Source organism: Psychrobacillus glaciei (assembly GCF_008973485.1).
Classification (GTDB): domain Bacteria; phylum Bacillota; class Bacilli; order Bacillales_A; family Planococcaceae; genus Psychrobacillus; species Psychrobacillus glaciei.
In genome coordinates, this window is record NZ_CP031223.1 from 3003030 (window position 1) to 3022678 (window position 19649).

15 protein-coding genes, 1 pseudogene and 1 riboswitch are annotated in these 19649 nt (G+C 35.4%); of the genes and pseudogenes, 4 read left to right on the forward strand and 12 right to left on the reverse strand.

Annotated features, from left to right (window positions below):
* Window positions 1-243: 243 nt before the first annotated feature.
* Window positions 244-525, forward strand: coding sequence for a hypothetical protein (locus PB01_RS14125; protein ID WP_225986037.1), 282 nt, complete (start codon window positions 244-246; stop codon window positions 523-525).
* Between the two features lie 132 nt (window positions 526-657).
* On the opposite strand, the gene PB01_RS14130 is transcribed toward PB01_RS14125, so the two are convergent.
* Window positions 658-1173 (reverse strand): DinB family protein, encoded by a 516-nt coding sequence (locus tag PB01_RS14130; protein ID WP_151700791.1) that lies wholly within the window; start codon window positions 1171-1173, stop codon window positions 658-660.
* A 391-nt stretch (window positions 1174-1564) separates the two neighbouring features.
* On the opposite strand from PB01_RS14130, the gene PB01_RS14135 reads away from it, so the two are divergent.
* Both PB01_RS14135 and PB01_RS14140 read left to right on the forward strand, forming a co-directional pair.
* Complete coding sequence (locus PB01_RS14135) at window positions 1565-2989, forward strand: YfcC family protein (RefSeq protein WP_151700792.1); 1425 nt, start codon at window positions 1565-1567, stop codon at window positions 2987-2989.
* A gap of 267 nt (window positions 2990-3256) precedes the next feature.
* Entirely contained in the window at window positions 3257-4414 is a 1158-nt protein-coding gene (locus PB01_RS14140; RefSeq protein WP_151700793.1) for a M20 metallopeptidase family protein, read from the forward strand.
* Between the two features lie 315 nt (window positions 4415-4729).
* On the opposite strand, the gene PB01_RS14145 is transcribed toward PB01_RS14140, so the two are convergent.
* The 7 genes from PB01_RS14145 to PB01_RS14175 all read right to left on the reverse strand — a co-directional run bounded on the left by PB01_RS14145 (window position 4730) and on the right by PB01_RS14175 (window position 14470).
* Complete coding sequence (locus tag PB01_RS14145; protein WP_151700794.1) at window positions 4730-6379, reverse strand: pyridoxal phosphate-dependent decarboxylase family protein; 1650 nt, start codon at window positions 6377-6379, stop codon at window positions 4730-4732.
* A gap of 272 nt (window positions 6380-6651) precedes the next feature.
* Window positions 6652-7782 carry a methyl-accepting chemotaxis protein gene (locus tag PB01_RS14150; RefSeq protein WP_225986038.1) on the reverse strand — a complete coding sequence of 377 codons (1131 nt, stop codon included), beginning with the start codon at window positions 7780-7782 and terminating at the stop codon, window positions 6652-6654.
* Between the two features lie 57 nt (window positions 7783-7839).
* On the reverse strand, window positions 7840-8541 hold the full coding sequence (locus PB01_RS14155; protein ID WP_225986275.1) for a hypothetical protein: 702 nt from the start codon (window positions 8539-8541) through the stop codon (window positions 7840-7842).
* Between the two features lie 66 nt (window positions 8542-8607).
* Window positions 8608-8976, reverse strand: coding sequence for a hypothetical protein (locus tag PB01_RS14160; RefSeq protein WP_151700796.1), 369 nt, complete (start codon window positions 8974-8976; stop codon window positions 8608-8610).
* Between the two features lie 128 nt (window positions 8977-9104).
* Window positions 9105-9191: riboswitch (cyclic di-GMP riboswitch) on the reverse strand.
* A 1034-nt stretch (window positions 9192-10225) separates the two neighbouring features.
* Window positions 10226-11422 (reverse strand): DUF2812 domain-containing protein, encoded by a 1197-nt coding sequence (locus tag PB01_RS14165; protein ID WP_151700797.1) that lies wholly within the window; start codon window positions 11420-11422, stop codon window positions 10226-10228.
* Window positions 11415-11735, reverse strand: coding sequence for a PadR family transcriptional regulator (locus tag PB01_RS14170; RefSeq protein WP_151700798.1), 321 nt, complete (start codon window positions 11733-11735; stop codon window positions 11415-11417). Before PB01_RS14170 ends, PB01_RS14165 begins: the two co-directional genes overlap by 8 nt.
* Before the next feature lie 641 nt (window positions 11736-12376).
* Window positions 12377-14470 (reverse strand): HelD family protein, encoded by a 2094-nt coding sequence (locus PB01_RS14175; protein WP_151700799.1) that lies wholly within the window; start codon window positions 14468-14470, stop codon window positions 12377-12379.
* A 378-nt stretch (window positions 14471-14848) separates the two neighbouring features.
* On the opposite strand from PB01_RS14175, the gene PB01_RS14180 reads away from it, so the two are divergent.
* Window positions 14849-15571: a metallophosphoesterase family protein gene (locus tag PB01_RS14180; RefSeq protein ID WP_151700800.1), complete on the forward strand. Its 723-nt coding sequence runs from the start codon at window positions 14849-14851 to the stop codon at window positions 15569-15571.
* 188 nt (window positions 15572-15759) lie between these two features.
* Here the strand turns inward: PB01_RS14180 and PB01_RS14185 are convergent, their stop codons facing one another.
* The 4 genes and pseudogenes from PB01_RS14185 to PB01_RS14200 form a co-directional block, all read right to left on the reverse strand.
* A complete protein-coding gene (locus PB01_RS14185) occupies window positions 15760-16362 on the reverse strand; it encodes a class I SAM-dependent methyltransferase (RefSeq protein ID WP_151700801.1) in 603 nt (200 codons plus the stop codon).
* 385 nt (window positions 16363-16747) lie between these two features.
* Entirely contained in the window at window positions 16748-17419 is a 672-nt protein-coding gene (locus PB01_RS14190; protein WP_151700802.1) for an ankyrin repeat domain-containing protein, read from the reverse strand.
* Between the two features lie 28 nt (window positions 17420-17447).
* A pseudogene (locus tag PB01_RS14195) lies at window positions 17448-18140 on the reverse strand (response regulator transcription factor).
* A gap of 16 nt (window positions 18141-18156) precedes the next feature.
* Entirely contained in the window at window positions 18157-19608 is a 1452-nt protein-coding gene (locus PB01_RS14200) for a sensor histidine kinase (RefSeq protein ID WP_151700803.1), read from the reverse strand.
* Window positions 19609-19649: the final 41 nt, after the last annotated feature.

A 19649-nucleotide genomic window follows, 5' to 3' on the forward strand; every position in this document is an offset into this window, starting at 1 on the left:
GATAAGCTACATCGGCTATCTGTGAATCTATTCTGTATTATACCTAAAACATAACCATAAGTGGAATATAATGTAGGTGTTTTTTCCATTATAAACAAATACCTCCTACACTTTTTACGTTCCAGTGTAGGAGGTATTATCAGTTCTCAAGTATCTTTAAAAATGGAACGTATATTTTTTTCTAACACGCTTCACTAAATATTGGCTTTTATAATTTGAGATGATTTGGAGCAAAAAATAGATTTGATTCTCCAAAAGCTAACAGGAATGGAATCTGAACTATCACTAGATAAAACAGATCTATCGCAAGTCAAATCACAGCTAGATGAAAATACACTACTTACTCGGGCAATTCATGCTCGTCAGGAAAAATCTGATGCCAAAATTGAATTACTTAGTATGGATTTAAACAAACTGCATGGTTCAGTAAATGCACTTAAAAGAGAAATTGAGTTCAAATTCAAAAAAAATCCAAAAACGAATTGGAATCCTATCGACTTCCAAATGGAAACGAAAAAGAGGTAAACCCTTGAAACTACAAGGCTTTACTTCTTTTATATTTCTGTTAGCTTTTTCCCAGCGCCAGAAACAAGCATTTCTTTTTTAATAAATAATTTTCCTTTACTTAATTAAGAAACTGTATATATATCCATAAGTTTAGCGCCTTGCATCTAGAAGTAATTTTATCTCTTTTATTTGTTCTATGTGCCGCTGCTCATGCAAATATATCTGTTCAATCCATTGATCCAGAGGTAATTCACCTAAAGCAGGATGCTTCATTGATTTTTCTGCCAATATGGATTTATCGTCTATCGTACTAAGAAAAGTCATCAATTTTTTTCTCGAATCATTTAACAAATCTATTATTTGCTGGACTTCAAACGGTTCTACATCCGGTTCTACGATTTTCGGAGCTTGAAGCTTTTTCGTTCTATCCAATAATATAGGCTGAATTTTTTTTCGTTCTATTAGAGTGATACCCGTCTCTTTTAATCCCCATGCAATAGCCTTTATTGATGCCTCTTCCACTAAAACTAAGTGGTGGCAAACTTGTGCTATGCTCCACATATTCTTATCTAATTTACTATTAAACTGAACATCGCTTAATAAAGTTAACTCCTTTACTAGGTTATTTCTTGTTTCATACAGATTGTCACTTGCAAATTGATCCACAAAGATTTCTCCCTTCACCAGAAAGTGTGTACTTTGATTCCTATTAAGTATATATTCCCTTAAATGAAAAGTATTCTCCTTATACTAAATACATAAACCAATATTTTGCAAGAACCGAGATATCTGTTCTTTATTCTTAATTTTTTTTTGAATAGGTACTTCTGCGATAGAAATCTAGACCTAAATGTTTTAATAAAACTCCTGTCGTTGTAAAGTTACCAAGAGTTTTCCTAGCTTACTTAAGTAAAAGTTCTTAAATTCACTCATGTGTAATTTTATAGGTATTTTGTAACCATTATTTTTCTAATAAAAATATATTGCACAACAAATGAATATAATTTACAATAAGTTGTATAAAAATTCACTAATACAATTAAAAGGAGCTTATGGAATGAAGAAAAACATCGAAGTTACACACCAGGATCATTCTCAAGGTAAAGACAAGAAAGCTCTGAATATTAATGCATTTGTATTACTTTTCTTTGTGATTGTCATTTCGGCTATTTTGACATACATTATGCCAGCTGGGGAATATGATCGAGTAGAAAAAGACGGACGGACGATTGTCAATCCTGATTCTTTTCATTTTACAGATTCGTCTCCAGTCGGTTTTTTTGATATTTTTACTAGTATTCATACTGGTTTGGTCAATGGTGCTGGCATTATCTTTTTCATTTTAATTATTGGCGGGGCTTTTGGAATTTTAAAAACAACAGGCGCTCTCGATGCATTGATACTAAATCTAACATCAAAACTTGCTAACCGAGAATTACTGCTTATACCAGTACTTATGTTGTTTTTTGGAGCGGGCGGCACATTAATGGGGATGGCTGAAGAGACTATTGTATACATTGCGATTATCACCCCACTCGCCATTGCTTTAGGGCTAGATGCAATGGTTGGTTTTGCCATTGTTTCAATCGGAGCAAATATCGGATTTATGAGTGCTATCTTGAATCCATTTAATGTCGGAGTCGCACAAAGTATTGCCGAATTGCCTACATTCTCAGGGATTGGCCTCCGAATTGTATTATTCGCTACGTTATACCTTGCAGGAGTAATCTACGTTTACCGTTACGCAAAAAAAATTAAAACCAATCCTGAAATGAAGTTTATCGGGACCGTTCAAGCAGAAAATCAAGTGAACGTCGATTCTACTGTTAAACTAACGACTCGCCATAAATGGATTTTATCCATCTTTTTACTAAACTTTATCGTATTGATTTTTGGAGTTATCAAATTAGGGTGGTATATAACTGAGATCGCCTCTTTGTTCCTACTTTTTGGCATTATTATCGGAGTTGTTGGTAAACTAAGTCCGAACAAAATGGCAGATAGTTTCATAGACGGCGCAAAAGACCTTATTGGTGGTGCATTAATCATTGGATTTGCACAAGCAATTCTCGTTGTAATCCAAGATGGGAAACTTATTGACTCTGTTTTATTTTACGCATCCACTTTTTTAAGTCAGCTATCACCTATTCTGAACGCAATTGGCATGTTCTTTTTACAGCTCTTTCTCAATTTCTTTGTACCTTCTGGAAGTGGACAAGCTGCACTTACAATGCCAATCATGGCACCTTTATCTGACCTTGTAGGCGTGACAAGACAAACTGCGGTACTTGCTTTCCAGCTTGGGGATGGTATTTCTAATTCTATTTTCCCAACTTCAGGCGTATTACTTGCTGGACTTGCTGTTGCAGGAATCCCCTATACTAGATGGGTCAAATGGGTTCTCCCTTTACTATTGATTCAAATAGTCATCACCATTCTTTTCTTAATTGTTGCTCAACTAATTCATTACGGACCATTTTAACTTCATCAGCACTTATATAAGTGCTGATGAAGTTAAAGCCTCCGGCGGATGCCACAGATTTTGAAAGGAGTTAATTGAGGCAGTCTAAGTTCACGACGTCCTGTCGCAACGACTGCATAACCTACATCCTATAGGCCTCAAGCTCAATTCAAATTTTAGGCGCAATCACGCCGAGACGTGAATGATCTATTATTCAGCAAGAGGTCAATCTCTTGCTGATTTTAATTTTTCTCGGCATAATTGAAAAAGACTAATGGAGGTTATATTATGTACAAAACAAAACTAGTAGATTCAGATTTAATCGCTTGGACAATTGAGCAACGCAGACATTTTCATATGTACCCTGAACTTTCAGGTCAAGAATATGAAACAGCTGCATATGTAAAAGGGAAATTAGATGAATTTGGAATCCCGATCAATCCTAAATTTTCTGCCCCAAATATTGTGGCGTATTTTAAAGGCACTGAAGGGAAAAAGACGATTGCACTTCGAGCGGATATGGACGCTCTTCCACTATATGAAGAAGGAGATAAACCTTATATTTCAACGGTTCCTGGTGTTATGCATGGTTGTGGTCATGATGGACACACGGCAACTTTACTCGCAGTTGCGAAATGGATGAGTATGAACCCGCATTTAGTAAAAAATAATATTGTGTTGATCTTCCAAAGCTCTGAAGAAGCTTCACCGAGCGGGGCGAAACAGCTTGTCGAAGAAGGCGTATTAGACGGTGTCGATGTCATTTACGGCATTCATTATATGTCGAATATGCCACTTGGGAAAATTGGTTTTGCGACAGGCCCTGCAATGGCATCCAGCGATGACTTTGACATTGTCATTGAAGGAAAAGGGGGACACGGGGGTAGTCCACACGAAACAGTAGACCCTATCTACATCGCAACTCATCTTATACAAGCATTCCAATCCATTATTAGTAGAAATTTAAATCCTTTACATGCCGGTGTCATTTCATTTGGAGGAATGCAGGCTGGAAATTCATACAACGTCATTCCAGATAAAGTACAATTAAAGGGTACAATTCGTGCTTTAACGTATGAGGGCGCGGAATTAATGCATACAAAAACAGCGCAACTAACAAAATCTATTTGTGAAAGCTTTGGCGCAACAGGCCATTATCATTTCATCGAAGGCACGCCTCCAGTATACAATCATCCTGAAGCGTGTGAAGTTGCAACTGAAATCATCCAAAAGACATTTGGTGATGACGTGTTTTTACCATTTGATCCTGTACTTGGAGCGGAAGATTATGCGTACTACTTAAAAGAAAAAGTAGGTGCCTTTATTAACGTAGGGATGCAAAGTGAAAAAAGCCAGTATCCTCACCATCATCCGAAATTTGATATTGATGAGGCAGCCATACCAGCTGGAATTGAACTAATGATTCATTTAGCTTTATATGCTTAAGTAAACAAAAGGCGATTTATCCACTTTACGTTGGATGAATCGCCTTTTCGGTTATTGCTAAAGAGTAGATGTGTAGTAAATTTTCAGTTGTACCAACATTTGGATTAGAACGGTAAATATAAATGTATGAAATCATTAATGCCCATTCTCTACAAGTTTCTAGTCAATTAAAAGAAAAAGAATAACACGTTTACTCATCTTTCTTAAACCCAATAATTATTTTAATTATGCGACGTTTATGAGAGGAAGTTTTGATACTAGAAATCAACAATAGTACCTAAAAAAAGTATCTAACCCATTGATTTTTTTACCTCTTTAGGATCTTATAAGTATATTTTTACTACTTCTCGTTCTCAGAAAAAATTCTAGGTGTTCTTTTAGAAATCCAACATAACGATCGACCTCTTCTATTGTTGTGTATGGTGAGATCGCAAAAAATTTATGCGCATATACTGATATCCGCTTGTTTGAGTTTGTTACTTTCACGAGACGCTGCTTTTTGGTATTTCCAAAGAAGACGGTATCTCGTTCGACACCAATTATCTCTGCAAACTCGTCATTAAATTGATTAATTTCCGTCATTTCTTCTATGGTTAAAAGTCCGTTCAGTTCCTCATTCCATTTTGTCTTTTCAGGATAAAAACGGAATGTTGTAATTGGCGAAACCTCATTGGTGATCACCACATTCGAAACTTCTTTTATTAACTTCTCTCTAAATGCAATATTGACATGAATATAGTTGGCTAAAAGCTCTTGATAGCCTTCAATTCCAAATGCTAATAAAGAAGCATAAATAGACAAAGCACTTCCCATTCGCGAGCATTCGAGTGTGTAGCCTGTATGATAGCTACCGTAACCGCGATTCCCAACATACGGCGTTTCCGCTGCATCTATATCAACATACTTAAGCAACTCTTTGTTTTTGATTAAAAATAAACTCGTGATATATGGCGTTTGTCCAAGCTTATGGAAATCAAAGACCATACTATCTGCAAGCTTGATATGTTTAAACTTCTGTTGGTAGGATTTCAATACCTCATTAACGTTGTCTTCAAATTGCAGAGGATTGCTTTCAAAGTCGTAATTATTAAAGAATGTATACATGCCACCCATAGCAGAGTCAGCATGGATATAGATTGGATATATATAATGTGTGCCTTCCAAGTCTTCCGCTATCCGCTTAATGCCCTCTATGTCATCAACCCCAAATGTATCAGTAGTTCCCATTGTGGCAAGGACATAAAGAGGAACGCCGCCTTTTGCAATAACATGCTCCATTTTTTCTTTTAGATCTTCTAGATTCATCGAATGATCGGCATTAACTTTCACTCGAATCATGTTTTCTACGCCAATCCCAGTTGCTTCTACAGATTTATATAGACTGTAGTGTGATAGTTCCGAACAAAAGCAATAGAGATTTTGCGGTACACCATTTCGATTAGAGGACGGCGCGTAACGTGCGATAGCAAGACGTAAAGAGTTGAAGACAGCCCCTTGTCCTCCCCAAGTTGTATATCCTGCACTGATGTTTTCATCGTATCCGATAAGTTTGGATAGCATACTAGTTACTTCAATTTCTGCTGTAGCCGCTGCTGGACCTTCCACATCCCAAAGATTGTTCCCATTGACTAGCACCATTACTAAATTCCCAATTACACTGGCAATATTCGGAAGTGGCGCTGCATTGGCTACATAATTTCGATTGACGTACCGGTGTCCTTCTACCAATTTTAGAAGCTTCTGAATTACTTCCTCCATCGACACACCAGTTTTCGGAACATCAGCCTTTTGAATGACACGATTATAGTAATCCTCTGTGTACTCAGGCATTTCTCCTAGTGTTAGTTTGTTAGGATCCTTTAGTTCATCTATTTTCGTTAGTATCGTCCTAAAGTAGGACAATATTTCCTCTCTTTGAAAGTCATTCCCGTCCATACTAGGAAACAATTTTTGTACTTCCTTCATTGTTTTACCCCCTTGATGTTTTTTCTAGAAGTAGTTTCATTTTCAAGATATTGGAATTCAATCACCAAACAAATCTTTCATTGAATTTTTCCGTAAATTAAACTCTTTCAGTTTTTTTCCGCATAAAAAGATGCTTCCCACAAGTTGGATCAACCTAGAAGAAGCACTCTTATATTTATTAGTCAGCATGGTGAATATCTTTATACTGCTACACTGACCTTATTTCAAACATTTTGACCCACTTTAGCTTCCGCAGTTTCAAAACCGTGATTTCATGTAAGTGGTAATTTATTTACATCATTTTTTAACTCTACAAGACTCTTTGCTTCCTGAACAAGTTTTTGCATTGTATGAAGTTCATCATCACTAATTTCTATTAATTCCTCAAACATTTCTACAGATTCTCGAGAGATAGAAGCTATCTCAACAATTGTTGTCATTATCTGCTGAGAAGTAGCAGATAGTTCTTCTGTACTTGCAGAAGAATGTTCATTATTTTCAGCAATGATCTTTGTAGTAGATAGAATCTTTTCGAACATGGTTCCAACCTCTACAATAGTCGTATTTGTATCTTTAAATTCTTCTGTTCCTTGTTGCATTGAGTTGACAACTATATCAGTTTCTTCTTGTATGTTCTTTACAATATTTGATACTTCAATAGAAGACTGGCGCGATTGTTCGGCCAATTTTCGAACCTCATCAGCAACAACCGCAAATCCTTTACCATGTTCGCCAGCACGGGCAGCCTCGATTGCCGCATTCAGTGCCAATAAATTAATTTGTTCTGCAATCCCTGAAATCACCTTCACAATAGTGCCGATTTCGTGAGATTTTTCTCCGAGTTTATTTATTGCACCAAATGTTGTATTTACCGTTTGATTAAACTGCTCCATTTTTTCTAAAGAATCCTTTAGCTTCTCGTTTCCTTCTTGCGTCAATTCTAAGGTAGTATTCGATTGTTCTGAAATTTGATTTGATCTCACTGATAGATCTTCGATAGCCTGCGACATTTCCTCCATAGATTCGGCACTTTCTTCTGTAGCTACTAATTGTTTCTGTAATCCTCTACCTACCTCATCAATTGCCGCTCTAACTATATCCGCTTTCTCAGAAGCATATTCACCGATTTCAGCAAGATTTTCTCCTTTTTCATGTACATTTTTTGAATATGAAACAAACTTTTCCCTTACACGGCTGAAAAACTCAATTAGTTGATTAAATGCAGCATGATCAGAACTTCTTTCATCAACTATACTTGTGATATTACCCGCTGATATTTCTTTCATTCCATTTATTATTTCTTTATGAATATGAGAACGATGTTTTAGTGAAAAATATCGGTACGCAAAATACACCGATACCCCAAATAAGATAACAATTATTCCTAGCATAATAGCCTCCATGATAAAAATATCCCCTAACTCCTATTAATTATTGAATTAGCCTTACTAACAAATATTTTAAAGCTCTTTTATAAGGATATAAGTTCCATCCGCTAAATTCTCAGGAATACCATTTAACTTACTATTATCCTGATATTTATGAACAATATAATTTCCTTCTAAATCTTTGTATTTTTTCATATTATGATATTTTTCCATTACACGTATCGACTTCGGGTTTGTTGCTTCACCTAAAACAGCTTTCACCCCTTGTGATGATGCCTTTGTTATCAATGTATTACCTAATTGCTGAATAATTTCGTGACGGTCATGTTCAGCTATTATTCCTAACATGAATAGGTGTAATAACTCTCCATCTTTGATTTCTTTTCCGTTTCGTTTTTTATAATCTTCCATGAAACGTTTATCCACATCCTCCAGAACACGAAGAATTACATTCATATCATAAAAAGAACCTTCAAATATATCTTCTCCGATAATCTCTGGTGCATTTGTATCTCCAGCAAGCACACCAACAACATGATTATTAATATCCTGAGCCACTGCGCAATATCCTTGCTCTATAGTAGAATCTAAATAATCCTTGGTAAACGCATAGAAATCTTCATAATTTATATTTAATTGACCTACCATCGGTTCCTGAACCCATTTCCCTGAAACATCCATTCCAATAAATGAACGAGCTAGACACTCCGCTGCTTTCTGAATTACATCTGTTTGTTCCTTCGTTAAAATTTCATACTTATACAACTCTTGCATTGTTTGCACTTATTGATCTTCCTCTCAAATTATAAAATAGATATTCCCTTTCTATAGGGCAAAACGTCACATAGAATGATTTACTTTATCAATAAATGTACCTGTGAACTTAATTCTTTCAAGTGCATTCCTAACTTGCACTTGTGCAATTTTAGATGAAGGTTTTACTACTAGGATATCCTTAAATCCTAAGCTAGAATAAAATTGCATCGTTTGCTCCAACTGCGGTACAACCTTTGATGGCACTGGTGTTTGGTGCGTACCATCGACAACAAACGTATATTGTTGTCTTGATACTTTATTAATCGTTTCCTGTAAATCTATCATGTAACCTTCTACATCTTCCTCTTTCATTAATCCATGCACCTGTACATGAACTTCCTTCGCGACCTCATTAATTGCCATTTTATATTTCTTTTTATCTACCACTATCATGTTTTAATCTCCTTTTCTCTATAGTCTGCTTTACTTTATTGTTGATATTTGCACGTTCTTTTCGTAGAAGTGTAATAAATAAAAGCTATCCCAGATATAGATAGGATAGCCAAATAATCGTAATTATCTTTGGCAACCCGACTGTCGTTATCCAAGTGGATTTTAGACTCGTAGCTTTGCGTCCTTACCTTTCGATAAGTTTGCCCTTTTCAATTTCAGACAAAATAGTACTAATCTCATGCTCATATATTACTATCACATTATATATTACTTGTCATTTTTTGTCGAACTAAATTGTCGCCATTTTGGAAACAAACACGAAAAATAAAACATTCACGTTTTTTTGAATTAAAACGAATGTTTCTGGTGTAGGGAATTTATTTACTTATCTTCTTCTATGCTCAAAACATTGCACTATAAACTCTTTTAAATCTTTCATTTTTTCCTTTGTTTCCACTACTTCTTGAGGCACAAATACTTCATTATTTTTCAATTTAAACTTTCTTAGTGCAGTAAATTCAATTTCTAACTACCCTTGATTTTGCTGTTGGAGTTGTTCACCTAAATCTGCATTTTTCTCCTCTGGCGCTACATGAAGAATTAAACATTGATAATTTTTACTTCCATCTAATATTAAAGCTCATTAAATATTGATGCAATTCACTAAATACTACTAAATTATTCACCTTTCATCTCTCCCACAAAATATTTCTACTTGACCAGCCTTGCTTGTTCAATTCCCGCTTCGAATGAATAAACAGAATTTGATTTTATACTACCAAGTATGTAATGCTGGTCTGTCAATGAATAAGCGCATCAAATGAATGTCCACTCCAGCTTCTTCGCATGTTTTCCGGAATATCTTCTTCCTTCCATGACGATAAATAAAATAGATGTAATTTTAACTGATAAAAAGTATACTGAACTGTTTATGACATCTATTGTACAGTTATGCTAAGGTGTCACTTCAGAAGTCATTCCGCACCTATTTTAAGCGATATTTTGCACATAAATAAAAATAAAAAATCCAATTCCTCAACATTAAAATTAAGAAATTGGACTTTAATCGTTACTTCAGGAAAGTCCATTTAATGGGGTATTACCAGCACGCTACTCGAAATAAGAGAACCTCAAGATAAAATAAATAAGTATGTTAATTATTCAAACAAGTATCCAGTAATTCTTTTAAATCGATGTTTCTTCCTACTGGTAAATTTCTTTTTATCCAATAGCAAATAGAATTCAAGTATTACTCCGTAATCAACTTAATCTTATCTACTATGTTTTCTATTACTAAATTTATATCCGCATAACCATAATAACGAACATATATGACAGCTTTTCCTTTCGAAGCAAATACTTCTTTAATTTCATCTTCCTCATGAACTATCAAAAGATCGAGGTCTGCATGCTTTGCTTCAACAAAATCATCATCGCTATATTCATAATTAAATCTTTTTATTAAATCAGCAATTAGATTATCTGCTAAAGCTGGTACTCTTAACAGATAAACTCTTGTATTAATACTTGGGGAATATTCTCCACTCCCGTCGCCCCACATTTTTCCGGGAACAACCCCATTTTCATCTGATTCATATTGGATTGGTGCTATCGGACTCCAATTATACCTATATCGGTTGCCCCAATCAACATCGTCAATCATATAAGATTCTCCCCGAACCAAAGCAGGATTCTGCTCTACATCTGCTAATCTGACAATCGGTAAGTCAAGATTTCCTTCTGGTAATGTTTGTGTATCACTTTTTATAAGTTGTCCGAATGGAACTATGGCACTCAGTCCAGCAACGATTGTAAATAGGAATGCGAGAACTGAATTTAATCGATAATGCTTCTTCCATGGGGCATGATGATTAATCGGTTTTCCCTCAATCAGATCTTTACGTAAAGCACGAATGGATATGGCTGCTTGCAGTGAAATATAGGCCAGATATACAATTAGAATAGATACAATCGTTTGTTGAACAACAAACCCATCAACTAAAACAAAGGTTGGTGTTCCATCAAGAAACCAAATTGCAGACATCATGCCAATAATAAAAAGTAACGCGACAACAACTATAACAACAATAAAGACTAATTTTTTGTCCAGTGCCCTTAATGTAAAAGATTGCTCGGCAGGGTCTGTATGCAGCTCCGGTGCTTCACGTTCAACAGGTGATGAGTATACTTGAAAATATTGATAGCCTGTCACATAATCCCATCCACTATCCTCATACATCTCGATCTTTTCTGGTGTAATCTTCTTTTTCATTGTTACATCTATTCTGTACCTCATTTTTTTCGGTTCACCTTTAACAAAATGAGCAAAACGTAACCCCATCTTTTTCAGATGGAATCCCTTTGCCGCCATGTCTTGAAACCAGCTTTCATGTTCACCGATTCTCCAATAATCACTTGGACGAAGTTTACGAACCGTCTTATCCATTCTCATCACCTATCTCTAAAATATTTCCATCTTGGATTAGGGATTTCAATCGACTATACTCTGTTCTTAATGCATGTTCACCTTCTGATGTAATTTGATAGGTCTTTCTTCTACCATCATCTTCTGACAATGAAATAAGGCCATCTTTTTGCATCCGTGAGAGTACTCCGTAAAGTGTACCCGGTCCCATTTTTAATCTGCCATTCGAAACTTCTGTAATTGCATGCATCAGCTGATATCCATGGTTGGGATGCATTAATGCCAGTAGTACATAATACATTGCTTCAGTCATCGGTCCCCCATTATATGCCATTACTTACATTCCTTCTTTCGCATTTTAGATATTATGTCACACGCTACTATGCTTCGCGGTATATCGTATAGCATAATAATACTGAATGAAATGTCTTTTGTAAATATAAAATAAGGATTATCTTGAAACTTATTCCATGCGTTAGAAACAAACATGAAAATCACGACATTCACGTTTGTTTCTAACGCATGGAAATTATTGACTCCCTTACAACCCAAATAGGAAGAATACACTGCCCTCATCTCGAAACAAAAGAAAGTAGCTATACGACTTATCCAGAAATATGTGCTGAATCATAGCTTTTCGTGAAAACTCACTTACTTATTTATATGTCGTATAATCCATTTGATAGATTGTCAATTTACATACTTTGTCATAGATCCATTAAAATTTTCTTTAATCTATTGGAAATAGGAACTGGTTACCATCCTTCTGAATATTCATCTTCACATGTTTAACCAATACAAGTAGATTTGTTCCCAACATGGATTTTCCTATTACCGGGAAACTGTTCATATGACTCACAAGCATTTTGATTTGTAGTAAGTTGTCAGAATAGCTTGGAGTCGTTTCTGACACAGGGACACGACAAAAAAGAGGACCCTCTAACCTATCACCGAGTAATCCTCTTCAAACATCTATTAATTACTTTCGTAAAACTCTTTTGGTATTCCTTGAATTAATGGTGACGCTTCACCAGAATAGAAAATACGTAAATCGTGGAGAGATCTAGTACAGCCTACATATAATAATTTGGCATCATACTTTGAATCTTTATAGTGACTTGCATCCACATCAATAAGTAACACTGCATCAAATTCCAATCCTTTGGCTAAATACACCGGTACGACAGAAATACCACCTTCGTATTTCCTTTGATTTGCTTCAATAACGTTCACATTAATCCCTGCAGTTAGTAACTTTTCATGTATTGAACGGCATTCAGCATCTGTTCTACCTATAATCGCAATCGTCTTGAGATTTTCTTTTTGTAACTCTTGTAGTACCTTAACTATTTCGGCAACTTGATCATCTGTAGCAATCACTTTTACTTTTTCACCGCTACGAAAAACCGGTGTTGCTAGACCTACAGGAACTTCGGCATGCTTAATAACCTCATTTGCAAATTCGATAATTTCCTTTGTAGAACGGTAACTTCTCGTAAGTTCATAATAACCCGTTTCTTGAAACACTTCTTTAAAATCATTCCAGTCCTCTATACCTTGATAATTATAGATTGCCTGAGATAAATCACCTAAAATAGTAAAAGAATTACCTACTGTAATCTCTTTTAATATATAAATTTGAAACGGCGAAAAGTCTTGTGCTTCATCGATGACAACATGATGAAATTTTTGTTTGCCTTCTATTCCCGTTAACTGATGATGAATATATAGGAGTGGTGCTAAATCTTCTACATTTACTTCTTTTTTTAGGCAATTCTTTTCTGTTTCTCGAACAAGTGCTTCAGGCAATAATTCTGCTATTTCTTTGCTTTTCATCAACGAGGTATAAAATGATAAAGCGCTCATTTTCGGCCAAAACTTCATACATGCATTTAATCTATTGATAGCCTCTTTTTTCAGTAGTTTTTTCTCATTGGTATCTTCGAACTTTTTAAGCTCAATCTCAATCCAACGCTTGATACGTGCAACTAATCGTTCCCTGCGCTTTGTTAATGGATAATGCTTATATTCCAATAACCACTTTTTAATTTCATCTACTGTTATCACAGCCTGATCCCATAGTTCTAAATTAGATGATGGTACTAGACTTTCTTCAAATTGAATGAGACTTCTTTCAATAAATGACTTAAACTTGATTGATCCCTTTAATTTATTGAGCATAACTTTATTATTGTCACGATTAATAGAAAAAGCTTCTTTCAACTTTTCTTCTGGATTTTTTAATTTCACCGCATTATCTAAGAGACGTAACGCCCACTCTGGAAAAGTAGTTTGTTTAATATTACCTACTCCCAGTTCAGGAAGTACACCAGAAATATAGTCTAAAAACAAACTGTTTGGAGCGAAAATGATCATTCTATCTGCTTGTAGCTGTTCACGATATTCATAAATTAAAAAAGCAAGGCGATGTAAAGCGACAGTTGTTTTCCCACTCCCTGCAACCCCTTGGATCAATAATGGCATATTTTTCTCAGCTCGGATAATTTCATTTTGCTCAGATTGTATCGTTGAAACGATATCTTTTAATTTATTATCTTTATTTTCACCTAGTCGGTATAAGAGAAATTCGTCTGTTAGGGATACATCTTCACTTCCTTTTACATACGTATCAACAACACGCTCTAGCTCTCTTTTACGAATGGCTATGTTTCTTTTTAAATAGACTTCTCCCTCTATCAATCCATCGGGCGATTGATAAAAAGCCAGTTCTTCTCCACCATTAAAGGAATAAAACAAACTCGCAACTGGTGCACGCCAATCAATAACTATTGGTCTCTTCGCTTCCTCATCAGAAACACCGACTTTCCCAATATATAATGGATTGGGCTCTAAATGGCCATCCTCCTGAAAATCTAACCGTCCAAAGTATGGCTCCTGTACACCAATTCGTAAGTTTTGCCGATTTAACTCCCTCATACTTTCAAGAATTTGCTCGGTATAGTTATCTCCATGATAAACTGGAATACTTTCTAACTTGTGTATTTGCTCATCTAGTGTAGATAAAACTTCTTGCAATCTCTTTGATTCCGCTTCATATATAGTGCTCATTATGATACTACCTCCTAACCTTTCTAAAATTTCAGTCGAGTTACAATTGTATAAAATATGTATAGACAAAGTCAATAATTTATTCGTATTAAACATATTTCCTGGAAAACCATCATTCTCCGGCTATTTAAAGATTCAATGAAACTTCAGAGGATTTGCTTCGTGATTTAATGGGGTATAAGTTAACTGCACTACTCATGCTGCTGGAGATGTTTTGGTTACATATAGTGGATGATCACAAAAGGACAATGTGGTCCTAATTTTAAAATGTGATGATTAACCTGTTCCTATGTCACTCTCGTCATCCTTTTTCCTCTAAATTATTGTAAAATTTAAATATACTGACTGTATAGGATTTTACTAAAGGGGGATATTAGACTGTCAAGAATAGCAATTATTTCAGATATACATGGGAATTTAACTGCATTAGAAGCGGTGCTAAAGGATATTGAACAACGCGGTGTGGACCGGATATTTTGTTTGGGAGATTTGGTTGGGAAGGGTCCGCGTGGTTCAGAATGTATTGAACTTGTTAGAAAGCATTGTGATAAAGTCATTCATGGGAATTGGGATGTGTTTATCCGGGATGAGACAGATAATGAAATTCTTAATTGGGCACAATCTCAGCTAACAGATGAGGACTTTAACTACTTGGCTTCCTTACCTTTTCATATTGAATTTGAGTTAAACGGGAAGCTAATTCGTTGTTTTCATGCATCACCGAGGAGTGTTTTTGAGCGAATTGCACCTGATTATCATCCAATAGAAAAGTGTTTGTCACTTTTTGAGAATACGGAAGAAACCGAATCTCATCTCTCGAAACGTACTCCAGATATTGTGTTTTATGGAGACATTCACATCACATTATTAAGAAGTTATGAAATCGGTATACTTTGCAATGTAGGAAGTGTGGGTTTAGATTTAATTGATGCTACGTATGTTATTGTGGATGGTTCGTATGGAACTAATTCGATCAACTTTGTACGTGTTCCTTATGATAGAGAAACAGAGCTTAGGGCTGCAAGGGAACTAGGAATGGTAGGTTATGAGCAATATTATAAAGAGATTATGTACGATCAATTTATGGAAATGAAAAAGTAATGAAGGAATAGTGGTTGAAAGAATGTAATTGAACTATAAATAGTCACTGTTTAGGAAAGGGTCTAAGTATTAGGAAAAAATTGAATTCGTTCCCTGTGTCAAAACAAACATGAAATTCGTAACATTCATGTTTGTTTGAATTAAAGTGAATGTTTCTGACACAGGGACACGATTTTAGTCTTAGACTTTTACTTTTGGGCATTAAGAATAAACATCGATGCATCTTGACCCATGAATATTTTACTTCCAGTATAAAAAGTTTTGGATTGAATATTTTTATACCCAATTTTCGCCACACTATCGGATAGCTCATATTGATGAAATCCGTTATGAACGAAATCTGAAACTACTTTTTCATTTTTATCAAAATCTACAATTAACAAGTGTCCTCCTTCATTAAGAACATCAAATAACCTTGATAAAACGAATTCATAATCCTGAATATGAAGTAGAACCTGAGCCATAATAATATAGTCGGCACGTAAATCCTCTAATCCCTCCATTTCAAAATCAAAGCATAATGTATCTGCATGCCGAATATTGAAATCAGAAATTTTTTGCTTGATTTGATTAATCATATTTGGTGATGAATCCAGAAAAAGCATGGAATTAAACTCGTTTAACAAGTTCATGCCGACAAGACCGGTTCCGCACCCAAAGTCGATAGCACTCTTACTTTTAGCATCAACTACATATTCACCAATGGCATCTGATGATACCTTGGCGATTTGAATTCTTTCAGGTGTGTCATATATGTTCGCTATCATTTCAAACTTATCCGTATTTCCCATGTTCACCTCTCCAATCATTCTTAATAAAAATATTGAGTACAATAAAACTTGCCCTTACTTTGGTACGTTTCCCCGTGATGTGGCTAAGTGCGATTTTATTGAAAACTCGTCGAACAAATATCTTAAAAACTATCTTTTAATGATTTTGATTGAGATTTCCAGTCTTTGAAGTGAACGATAAGTTCATACTGATAAACCTCATTTACACTTATCATTTCACAGCCACAATCGACATATAAATTTCGGTTAAAGCGAAAAAAACGCTTCATTCATGACCAATTGGAGAAAATGTCATCGCAGCGAATTGGGTAGTATACGAAAAGAGCCCAATCGTTAATGTACATACCTAAATGGGATATACCTAATCGCTATATCCCTTTTACTACTATTCTTCTAACATTTTAATCATTTTTGTATAGCCCTTCTCCTTAGCATAATCAAGTGCTGTCATACCCGATTCGTCACGAAGTTCTTTATTCGCATTATATGCTAATAATTCCTGTACAATTTGCTGATACACCTCTGAACCGTCTCGTAATGCCACTGCTTCAATTAATGCCGTATAGCCAAAATTATTTTGGTGATCAATATTTACATTACCATCTACTAAAAGTAACTTCACATTGTTTAAATGTCCTTTTTCAGCAGCTGGTATTAAAGCATTGCCACCATAGCGATTAACAATATTTTGATTTGGCTCTGCATGCTCGATCATATACTTTAAAATCTCTGTTTTTCCTTGCGCACCTGCATACAGATAGGCGCTATCCTGAATACTATCTTGTTGATTAATGTCTGCTCCTGCTTCAATTAATCGTTTCGCCACCTCAATATAATTTTCATGAGTAGCGATTAATAGAGGCGTTTCCTCTTTATCATTCGTTTCATTAATTGGATATGACGTATCCTGTATAATTCCATGTACTTCTTCTAAATCGTTGTTTTCAACTGCTTGAATAAGATCGCCTGACTGTTGCTTCATATGCTTTTCCCCTTCCTCATTGCATCCTGTTAGTATTAATAATACGCTTACTACAATACCTATAAAATGTTTCATGTAAAACCTTCCTTTCACAGGGAGATTTTCAACTATTAAAGCGATACCCACTGCCCCAAATTGTCTCAATTGGCAGCTCTGATAATTTACCCTTTTTTAATTTATCTCGAATGCGTCCTACATGAACAACAACCGTAAAAACATCCCCATTTAAATCATCCATATACCATAATTGACGGAAAAGCTGCTCCTTTGTCCAAACGCGATTTGGACGCTCCATAAAGAACACGAGTAGATCAAATTCCTTCGTCGTAAAAATAACTTCCTGACCTAAAACAAATACTTTGCGTGCAGCTTTATCAACTATAATGTTTTTCATCTCTAAATTATCCTGTGTTACAGTACCTGTTAACTGCTTAAAACGTTTAATATGAGCTTGTACACGTGCGACGAGCTAACTCGGACTAAATGGCTTCGTCATATAATCATCTGCACCTAAGCCAAGCCCTCTTATCTTATCGATATCTTCTTTTTTTGCAGATACAATCATCAATGGAATATTTTTCTTTTCACGAATGTGTCGACAAATTTCAAAACCGTTCATTGAAGGGAGCATTAAATCAATGACAATTAAATCAAAAGGCTCATTTAATGCTCGATTCATCCCTTCAAACCCATCCGTTACAATTTCTGCCTCTATTTGATGAATTTCTAAATAATCTCTCTGTAATTCTGCAATGCTAATATCGTCTTCAATGATTAATATACGCGAGGGCACCATTTCGTTGACACTTCCTTTAAGCCTTTTCCAATATTATTTTCACCGTCGTACCATAATGTAACTTACTTTGAATTTTTACGTGACCATTATGCTTTTCGACGATTTGCTTCACTATTGCAAGCCCTAAGCCGCTACCACCTGCCGTCGATGTACGCGCTTCTTCACCACGATAAAAATGGTCGAATATGTATGGGAGTTGTAGCTCTGAAATTCCTTGTCCGTTATCCTTCACAACAATTTCAACTGTATGATCAACGACTACTACTTCTACTATCATACACAATGGTTCAATTTTCTTTTTAAACTTCATACTATTTTCTATTAAATTAGTTATTGCTCGATTCATCTGCATACGATCAATATGAACGTACACATCCTCAGCTACATTCAATACGAACTGAACTTCTCGGTTGTATAACTGAAATTCCTCCACCATATGTGCGAGGAACTTTGCAAGCTGTAAACGTTCAAAATAGAATGGAACAGCCTCTGCATCAAGCTTAGAATAGAGGAAGAGTTCTTCAATTAATTTATTCAATGCGAGTGATTTAGAATGAATAGTCCTCAGATACTTTTCCTGCTTTTCGGGTGTTTCGGCAACTCCCTCCTGTAATCCTTCAACATAGCCAATAATAGATGTAATCGGTGTTTTTAAATCATGAGAAATACTGGCTATTAGTTCCTTACGATTATTTTCAAGATTTTGTTGCTCCTGAATAGAAACTAAAAGTGCTGCTCGCATACTCTGAAAATTAGCTGTCAGCTCATGGACTTCCCTTGCTGTATTATTAGGTATGGTAGATGCCTCGATCATTAAATCTCCATCTCGCATTTCAGACATGACCTGCCCTAAATTTTCTAAAGGCTTAATAATCGTCTTACGCAAAAATTGATTTAAAAAAAGCATTGCTACGATGGATACAATAAGGATAAGGATAATAATTATTATTCCCCATTTTGTAAGAAAATCTAAAAAACTGTTTTCCTTTTTCAGCACGAGGACACTTCCCTTCGACTTATCGCTATAATAAAAATCAAACTTAATATAACGATACAGTCTACCCGCATTATCGATCGTACCTTTCGTTTCAATATTATTCGTATCAAAAGTTGGAAAATGTACGATAAGCGACTTTTCCACTAATTCCTTCGAATAATACAAAATCTCATCACTTTGGCGAATAACAACTCCAAGTGACTTCTGCTCTATTTGTTGCAAATTCTTATGCATATCCTCTACTAGAAACTTATCAGGATTTGTCTTCGCAATATTACGTAACTCTACGTAAGCAAGCTCCTCTTCTGGACTCAAGGAACTTTGCTTTGTAAAAGATTGATACAATGTTTTAGGTGTCGGAACAGACCCTGTCGTCACATAAAAAGCAATGCACAAAATTGTGAGAATGGAAACACTTGCAATGACGATACCACCAATATAGGAAGTTAAAAATCGATTTTTGATTGTCATATTAATCCCCTTTGTTCAATTTATAAAGGAGATTCCTTACA